This window comes from uncultured Zhongshania sp., assembly GCF_963975605.1.
In the GTDB taxonomy this organism is placed as follows: domain Bacteria; phylum Pseudomonadota; class Gammaproteobacteria; order Pseudomonadales; family Spongiibacteraceae; genus Spongiibacter; species Spongiibacter aquimaris.
In genome coordinates this window covers 112,355-119,809 of record NZ_CAXBHN010000011.1, presented here as the reverse complement: position 1 = coordinate 119,809, position 7,455 = coordinate 112,355, and the positions used below count along the sequence as shown (strand labels likewise).

Sequence of the window (7,455 nt, the reverse complement as noted above, 5' to 3'; positions counted from 1 at the left end):
TGGGTTTTGGGTTTTGGGTTTTGGGTTTTGGGTTTTGGGTTTTGGGTTTTGGGTTTTGGGTTCAGCGTTCTGCGTTCTGCGTTCTGCGTTCTGCGTTCTGCGTTCTGCGTTCTGCGTTCTGTATCCAGCATTCTGCATTCCGCGCTCTAAACACTCCCAACAAAAAGCCCCCGCTTTTCTCTATTGTATTGAGTTAAACGAGGGCTTTTGTTGAAACTATGTTTAGCTGAAATCTACTGATCGCAAAGCACCTTGAAAAAGCGCTAGGCGTAATAGTCTACGCCGCTATTTTTCAATATAACTTCCGCATTTAACTCACCCGATGAAACACCGTTGTCTTCACCATTTAAACCTTGTTGGCTAGATCCCGCATCACCACCGTTGCCGCGTCCATTGGCAGCGCCAGATCGATCACCGGCGGATTGACCGGCAAACTGTTGGCCATTATTTCCCGCACTATTATCGTTCAAGTTTGGGTTGTGGCTTACTTTTACTTCTTCTAAACGCAGACCTTGATTTTCCATACCGCTATGCAAGCGCGGCATCATTTTTTCCATTAACTCAGAGGTGTCTCTATTCTGGGCTTGAATTTGCACAGAAGTCGTATCACCTTGCACCGATAGCTGAATATGGATGCTGCCTAACTCCGCGGGGTGAAGTTGCATGGTCGCGGTGTGGACACCGTTACCCGCCATCCACGAAATTTTAGCGGACATCGCCTGGCTCCAGGCCGGGTCGGTCAAGGCGTTTTGGCTAAGACTTAAGGCGACAGGCGCCCGTGCGGCACTGCTCTCTGCCGAGCGGCTTTGTGGCGCCGCCGATAGTTCAAGACCAGAGCTAGACTCGGTATTGAGATCAACTGTTTGAAGTGCGGACTTTACTTGCGGTGCGGCACTAGCAGCAGAACTAAGCTGCATTGCATTGGCAAACCCCGTTGTCGGTTTCGCTAATTCGCTCACGGTATTCGGTAGTGGATTGGGGCTTGCTTTGCCGTCAACGGATTTTTCGCTTTTTGCGAGTATCGTCTCTGCGAGTTCATTGTCATCGGCTAGTTGACCTTCACTAGCGTCCAGCGAAAGCCCTGCCACGCTGGCTACCACATTTGTCGCGCCGGCATTATTTGTTCCGCGAGCAGTTGCTTGTCTCGACCAATCGATTTGTGATTGCTGCCAGGTTACTAAGACTTCGCCTTCTTCAGACAGTAATTGTGTATCGGTATTGTCAAGGGATTCTAGATCAGTAACCGGCAATTCTGTTCCGCTTTTCGGCACCATTTTTCCGCTGAAACCAATATCCGCTAAGGAGTCGGAGAAGATATCGATATCGCCACTGAGTTGATCGTCGCCATCAACTTGTGATGCCTCGCCACTAATAAAATCATCGCCCGGCACCGCGCCTTGCGCCGTGCTGAGCAGCAGATTAAACGGCGTTGCTGCCGGTGTTTCACCTACCCCACGACCGCCCGCAGAACCTGAATTTGCAGGACTATTCTGCACGCCGGCTTTGGCACTGCCGTCCATTTTAGGTGACGCTAAACTAATACTGTTCTGCATGGTGTATGACCTGTTTGTTACGTCAATAAATGTAACTAACTTCTGCCTAATTAAATATTAATACCCAATATCTATAGCGCATTGAGTACTATACAAACCTTTTTCTATGCCGCTATTCTGTCTCGTGAATAGTTATGCTGCTAATTGATATACGCAATCTTTATGCCATTGCGTTGCTTTGACGCATTGACCAGACAAATCGCTGGCTACTTAGGTCATCTGCCACACGTTGTTCAGTCGTTTCTGCTTGATATAATTCTTGTTTAACATAGCGCTCGGTGAGCTTTTGCATACTCATGGCACGACGACGGCTATCCATCCAGTGTTTACGATCGGCGTTCATGGCGAGCTCTGCCTTGCGGAGAATTTCACGTTGCTGCGCGATCGCGCCAGACAGCTTAGCCATGAAAGCACGGGATTCCTGCAAACGGCGCAAGTCTAAAAACTCACCCGTCACTTTGCGACTGGCGTCGGCATATTCTTGGTAGTATTGTTTTAACTCGTCGAGTTTATTTTTTTGTGCTTCGCAGTGGCGCTGACTGCTAGAGAACTTATCTGCTTGTTCACGCTCATTGCGCTCGGCAATGCTATTAACCGTTTGCATGCGCTTTGACTTTTTCATTCTCAGCCCTCTCAGGACATCACAACAGAATTTATTATTTACTTTCTTAATCGCTAATCTTCTAGCAACACACTTAGCTGGTCTAATGAACTATCAAAACGCTCTGACTCGTCATAAGCCTGCTGTAAAAACTTGACCATTCTCGGCCACGCCGACACTGCTTCATCTAATCGAGCATCACTTCCGCGCTGATAGGCGCCAATAGTGATTAAATCTTTGTTCTGCTGATACAGCGAATACATTTGCCGAAAATACCTAACCTGATCCTGATGGCTTTTATCGGTTACGTCGTTCATTGCACGACTCACGGATCGTTCAATATCTATCGCCGGAAAATGTCCTGCATCTGCAAGCGCCCGCGACAACACCACATGTCCATCTAGTATCGCTCTTGCGGAATCAACAATCGGATCATTCTGGTCGTCGCCCTCTGCAAGTACGGTATAAAACGCGGTAATTGATCCACCGCCTGCCGCGCCATTACCCGCTCGTTCGACTAAGGCCGGTAGCCGCGCAAACACTGATGGCGGATACCCCTTTGTCGCTGGCGGCTCACCCGTAGCAAGCGCGACCTCACGTTGAGCTTGAGCGAAACGGGTAAGAGAATCCATAAGTAGTAACACCTGCTTACCCTGATCGCGAAAGTGCTCAGCAATAGATGTTGCCAGCCACGCGCCTCGCATTCGCATCAATGGCGGGTGGTCTGCAGGGGTCGCTATGACCACCGCACGCTTCATGTCTTCGGTACCCAATATGCTATCGATAAATTCTTTAACTTCTCGGCCACGCTCACCAATCAAGCCAACTACCACCACATCGGCTTCCGTAAACCGCGTCATCATGCCTAATAGAACGCTCTTCCCTACGCCGCTGCCTGCAAATAAGCCCAAACGCTGACCACGGCCAACGGTTAACAATGCGTTGATTGAACGCACACCGACATCCAAGGGTTCGCGTATCGGCTGGCGCAGCAAGGGGTTTATCGGTACACCAGAGATAGAGCGGGTCTCAGTGCAATTCAGCGGGCCTTTGCCATCTAAAGGTCTGGCCGCACCATCTAACACGCGGCCAAGCAAACCGTCACCGACGGGAAAATCTGAGCCCTTTTCGATGGGTATTACCCGGGCATTAGGCATCACACCGCGCAACTCGCCGGTGGGCATTAAGAGTATTTTATCGGTGGCAAAACCTACCACTTCGGTCTCCAACCACTCTCCATCTGCTGCCTCGACCAAGCAGTAACCGCCGACGGGGGCTTTGCAGCCAACCGCTTCTAACATGGTGCCTACAACGCGTTTTAATTGACCTTCCACCACAGGGCGATCAGCACCGCTTAAGCGCTGACGATACTGGGCGAACTTTCCGCTCAGTTCACTGCGTGGTGATGTAGTCATAGTTAATCCTTCGTTTTGGCGCTGGCTATTTGGCGCGCTAGTGATCAAGCTCCGGCAAACTCATTCCCTGTTCACCGAGCATTTCTGCGCTAATTCGCTGAATACGGGTTTCTAATTCTTCATCAATACGTGAGCAATCATTACTAATGCGGCATCCACCGCGACTTACCGTTGGGTCTTCCAGCAATATCCACGCAGAATCCAAGGCCTCACCCCGTTCTTCTGCAAGCTGGCGAAGCACATCGACATCGGCGGGATTGAGGTAAATATTTAAATCGCCACTGCTAATCGGCAAGGCTTCGACCGCTTGATGCACCAAGTTTTCAATTAACTCAGGCCGAACGCTCAATTCATGGCGCAATAACTGGCGGGCCACGGATAAAGTCATGTTGAACAACTCGCGTTCTAACTCGCCATCTACCCATTTTTGCGGCTCGCGCAATGCGGCCATCGCCAACTGCAATTGCTGGCTTTGCTCTGCCAAGATTCGCTTCGCCTCTGCCTGGCCTTCTGCCAAACCCTGTTGATAGCCCTGCTTTTTGGCGCTTTCGCGGGCGAGCTCTAGCTCATTGGCAAGCTCAACTTTCGCTGTAGATTCACTTTTCGACTTGCTGGTATTTGCGACTGCGCCACTCACCACTGGCGGCACCCAGCTTTGATAGGCCCGTTCTTCTGCCCGTTTTTCAGTTGTGCTATCAACAACAGCGGTCTGTGGGGCAGCGCTGTCGTTGATAACCCGAGGGCTAAATACCTGAAAAACATCTGACATTCTATTTTCCCTAGGCCAGTTTGTATTAATTGTCTCAACGCAGCGGACTATAATTAAGCTTATACAAGCCTATGCTTGGCATTCGCTCTAAACGTAGTCGTCGCCGCCGCGACCCAAGTCAATTTGGCCTGCATCCGCGAGCTTTCTCGCCACCGCCAAAATATCTTTCTGAGCCGCTTCTACATCACTCAGTTTCATGGGACCACGAGAGTCCATATCTTCAAGTAACATCTCCCGTGCACGTTTCGACATATTGCCCAGTAATTTCTCGCGCACCTGTTCGTCGGCACCTTTCAATGCCAGAGGTAATACGTCCGAACCCACTTCGCGCAACAGGAGTTGGATACCCTTATCCGGAATATTAACGAGGTTACCGAACACAAACATCAGGTCTTGAATACGCTCTGACAGAGTTTGGTTTTCCTTGGCAACCGCTTCTAAAATACGAGTTTCGGAATCTGGATCTAGACCATTCATAATGCCGGCAACGGTCATGGCACCATCGATTTTGCGATTTTTAAATGTGGCGGTAACCGATAATTTCTTCTTAAGCACCGTTTGCAACTGGCGCATAGCCGACTGGGGAATGGTTTGCATATTGGCAATGCGCAACACAATATCGTCTTGAACAGCGGGCGGCATTTGTTTTAAAACCGCCACAGCTTGCGCCTGATCCATGTGCGCCATTGTTATGGCGATAATCTGAGGATGCTCATCTTGCATCATGTGCAGCAAGGCTTCTGGCTCTAACCAGCGCAGTGAACTCATTTCCTGGGTTTCTTCGTCGCCAAGCACACGGTCAGCCATGGTAGTGCCTTTTTGATCACCGAGAGTGGAGGTGAACAACTTCCGCACATAACCCTGCACACCGACACCAAGCGAGGTTTCTTGGTGTAAAGAGGTTCTAAACTCATCGACGACAGCTTCCGCCAGGCGATTGTCTACGCTGCGAATTGAGGCCATGGCCGTGCCGATTCGCTCTACCTCATAAGGCTCAACGAACTTCAGAACTTTAGAAGCCTGTTCTTCACCAAGCATCAATAAAAATAGTGCGGCCTTCTCGCTGCCTTTGCTACCAGAATTCATTGCCATCTCAGGATTTGCCATTTTCTTCCGCCACCCATTTTTTCATTACTTGAGCAACCCGTTGCGGATTTTCATCCACTACCGAGCGCACCTCTGTCATCTTGTCTTCAAAGCCCATACGACCAGCTATTGGGGGCGCGCCTAGCGCAGCGATAGCAGGATGCAATACCTCACCGCTTAAGCTGCCGTCGCCACCGTTGCCTATAGAGCGCTGCGCTGAGTGCGCTCCGCTAACCTGTGCCTGCATTAAGGTACGCATACCAGGGCGCAATATGGCGAAGATAATAAACAACACACCAACACCAATTAGTGACTGCTTAATTAAGTTAGCGAACCATGGCTGCTCCCAAAAGCCCGGTGCGGTCATGTCCATTTCCATTGTCTCTACTGGTCTAAAGTCTGCCGACACAACAGTTACGCGATCACCGCGAGCGGCATCAAAGCCAATGGCGTCACGCACCAGTAAATTCAATTTTTCAAGTTCTGTGGGCGACACCTCTACCGTGACGGTTTCCCCCTCGTCATTTGTGCGCTGATGATTGGCTACCACGACGGCGACTGAAAGACGACGCACCATACCCGTCGGCGTAGACGAGTGGTTTAGAATGCGTTCGATCTCATAGTTACGCACAATGGAGCGATTACCTGTATCAGCTTTCGCCGCTTCTTCCACACCACCGCTACTTGGCGGTTGATTGCTCAATGCGCCCGGTATACCGCTGGCGTTAGCGTTTACGTTACTGCCATCCATCTGCTCGTTAATTTGCTCGCTGCGAACCACTTTGCTTTCAGGGTTCCAGGTCTCACGACTCTCTTCAGCGCTAGAAAAATCAATATCTGCCGCTACCTTTACTCGAACCTGACCAGCATCTGCCAGTGGCCCCAACAACTCTTGAATATTTTGCTGATAAGCTTCTTCAATCCGCTGACGGTAGGTAAATTGGCGCGAGCTAAGACCCAGATCATCTTTCTCACCCTGGTAAGACAGCTGCTGGCCTTGCTGATCAACCACCGTCACCTGCTCAGGTGATAAACCGGTGATGCTGGACGCCACCAGATTTACAATGGCGGCTACGTTCTGTTTATCGATCACGCTGCCGGGAAATACATCTAGCATAATTGACGCGCTGGCGGCTTTGCGATCACGCACAAAGACAGACTGCTTTGGAATTGCCAAATGCACACGCGCTTTGCGGACCTGATGCATACTTTCAATGGTGCGCGCCAGCTCTTGCTCTAGCGCGTAGTGGAATTTCTTAGACTGCATGAATTCGCTAACGCCAAAGCCCTGCTCTTGCTCTAGCATCGCCATACCCGATCCATCACGCATAACGCCTTGTCCAGCCAGTTTGATACGCGCATCGTGCAACTGCGTCGAAGGCACCATAATAGAGCCGGTATTGTCCTGAATCTTATAAGGGATACCCGCAGCGTTTAGGGCGTCGACTACCCCAGCAGCGCGCTGAGGCTCTACGTTAGCGTACAAAGTGCGGTAGTCACTGCCCTGTGACCACATCACCGCCGCGACCCCAACGGCAACACTGGCGGCAATACCCACCAGTATAAGTAGTTGACGCAGGACATCGTTTCCCGCCATTTGCGCAAGCAAGTTTGCGGGCATGTTTCCCTTAGCTTCGGCCATACTGATTCTCCACCGACACTGTTACGCTTAGAACTGCCATTACATCGACATCCTCATCACTTCTTGATAGGCATCCACAAACTTATTACGCACTTCAACAAGAGCCTTAAAACTCACTTCAGACTTTTGCATATTGACCATCACCTGGGTCAAGCTAACGTCTTGATCACCGCGCTCAAACGCTGCCGCTGCCGCACCAGCCGTTTTCTGAGTCTCATTGACGGCTTCGATAGACTGCTTAAGCATAGAACCAAAATCGACCTTCGGCGCAGCGCCAACATTAATCGCGCCCAAATTACTCGGATCAAACTCAGGCTTGGCTATACCGGTTTGATCGCGGATTGAGCGAATTTGGTTAAGAATTGTATCTACTCTCATATCTGACATGT

The 7,455-nt window shown here is 50.4% G+C and carries 7 protein-coding genes; all 7 read right to left on the bottom strand.

Features of this window, described 5'->3' with window-relative positions:
* Positions 1-263: 263 nt before the first annotated feature.
* The 7 genes from AAC007_RS11230 to fliE all read right to left on the bottom strand — a co-directional run bounded on the left by AAC007_RS11230 (position 264) and on the right by fliE (position 7,453).
* Entirely contained in the window at positions 264-1,553 is a 1,290-nt protein-coding gene (locus AAC007_RS11230) for a flagellar hook-length control protein FliK (RefSeq protein WP_339676817.1), read from the bottom strand.
* 160 nt (positions 1,554-1,713) lie between these two features.
* Complete coding sequence (gene fliJ, locus AAC007_RS11225; RefSeq protein WP_295872300.1) at positions 1,714-2,175, bottom strand: flagellar export protein FliJ; 462 nt, start codon at positions 2,173-2,175, stop codon at positions 1,714-1,716.
* A gap of 53 nt (positions 2,176-2,228) precedes the next feature.
* The gene (gene fliI / locus AAC007_RS11220; RefSeq protein ID WP_295872302.1) at positions 2,229-3,569 is read right to left on the bottom strand and encodes a flagellar protein export ATPase FliI; all 1,341 of its coding nucleotides are present in this window, start codon (positions 3,567-3,569) and stop codon (positions 2,229-2,231) included.
* 37 nt (positions 3,570-3,606) lie between these two features.
* Positions 3,607-4,338: a FliH/SctL family protein gene (locus tag AAC007_RS11215; protein ID WP_296436466.1), complete on the bottom strand. Its 732-nt coding sequence runs from the start codon at positions 4,336-4,338 to the stop codon at positions 3,607-3,609.
* An 87-nt stretch (positions 4,339-4,425) separates the two neighbouring features.
* Positions 4,426-5,445, bottom strand: a complete 1,020-nt coding sequence (gene fliG, locus AAC007_RS11210; RefSeq protein WP_339676813.1) for a flagellar motor switch protein FliG — start codon at positions 5,443-5,445, stop codon at positions 4,426-4,428.
* Positions 5,432-7,066 (bottom strand): flagellar basal-body MS-ring/collar protein FliF, encoded by a 1,635-nt coding sequence (gene fliF / locus AAC007_RS11205; RefSeq protein ID WP_295872308.1) that lies wholly within the window; start codon positions 7,064-7,066, stop codon positions 5,432-5,434. Before fliF ends, fliG begins: the two co-directional genes overlap by 14 nt.
* Positions 7,067-7,105: 39 nt before the next feature.
* Complete coding sequence (gene fliE / locus AAC007_RS11200) at positions 7,106-7,453, bottom strand: flagellar hook-basal body complex protein FliE (protein WP_339676811.1); 348 nt, start codon at positions 7,451-7,453, stop codon at positions 7,106-7,108.
* Between the last annotated feature and the right edge of the window lie 2 nt (positions 7,454-7,455).

Coding starts and splice junctions, on each gene's coding strand:
- AAC007_RS11230 (WP_339676817.1), bottom strand. CDS start 1,553: ATGCAGAACAGTATTAGTTTAGCGTCACCTAAAATGGACGGCAGTGCC.
- fliJ (WP_295872300.1), bottom strand. CDS start 2,175: ATGAAAAAGTCAAAGCGCATGCAAACGGTTAATAGCATTGCCGAGCGC.
- fliI (WP_295872302.1), bottom strand. CDS start 3,569: ATGACTACATCACCACGCAGTGAACTGAGCGGAAAGTTCGCCCAGTAT.
- AAC007_RS11215 (WP_296436466.1), bottom strand. CDS start 4,338: ATGTCAGATGTTTTTCAGGTATTTAGCCCTCGGGTTATCAACGACAGC.
- fliG (WP_339676813.1), bottom strand. CDS start 5,445: ATGGCAAATCCTGAGATGGCAATGAATTCTGGTAGCAAAGGCAGCGAG.
- fliF (WP_295872308.1), bottom strand. CDS start 7,066: ATGGCCGAAGCTAAGGGAAACATGCCCGCAAACTTGCTTGCGCAAATG.
- fliE (WP_339676811.1), bottom strand. CDS start 7,453: ATGTCAGATATGAGAGTAGATACAATTCTTAACCAAATTCGCTCAATC.